The sequence below is a fragment of the Geminicoccus harenae genome (assembly GCF_019800005.1).
Taxonomy (GTDB): domain Bacteria; phylum Pseudomonadota; class Alphaproteobacteria; order Geminicoccales; family Geminicoccaceae; genus Geminicoccus; species Geminicoccus harenae.
Genome location: NZ_JABGCL010000230.1, coordinates 1 through 624, shown reverse-complemented (window position 1 = coordinate 624; position 624 = coordinate 1). Strand labels below are relative to the sequence as shown.

Below are 624 nucleotides of genomic sequence, written 5' to 3'. Positions count from 1 at the left end.
GGTAATGTGCATAATAATCAAGCTGGTAATGGTCAAAACTTTCCTGTACCACCCCAAGTAATTGGTAGGGTAATTCAAAATCAATACCCTCAGTACCAAGCTTTACAGCAACCACCTGCCCCACAACAAAGAACTCTTAGAGAGACATTGCACCCACAGAGATATTCTCTCCCAAGTTGTATTGTGTTGCCTCGTGATGCCGTAGAATTTCCCATAAAACCTGATATGGTGAGACTCCTTCCTACTTATCATGGATTTGAGTCAGAGGATCCATATGAGTTTATGCATGATTTTAATGAAGTATGTGGAACCATGCTTTATACTGGCGCACCACACGATATAATTTGTTTGAGAATGTTTTCTTTTTCTCTTAGAGACTTAGCAAAAAAATGGTTGATGTACCTTAGGGAAAACACCATTTTCTCTTGGACTCAGTTACAGCAGCAATTCTTTGATAAATTTTTCCCACCTGAAAGAACCAATGCTTTAATGAAGGCTTTGCAATGTTTTGTTCAAAAACCCAATGAATCTTTTGCCAAGGCATGAGAACGCTTTAAAAGTTTGACTTATGCAATTCCTCACCATGGCATGAATTTTAGCCAACTCATTAACTATTTTCATCAA

1 protein-coding gene is annotated in these 624 nt (G+C 38.0%); it reads left to right on the top strand.

From position 1 onward, the window contains the following. The coding region (locus tag HLA95_RS27720; protein WP_222185191.1) for a retrotransposon gag family protein at positions 1 to 546 on the top strand (546 nt) is incomplete at its 5' end. Positions 547 to 624: the final 78 nt, after the last annotated feature.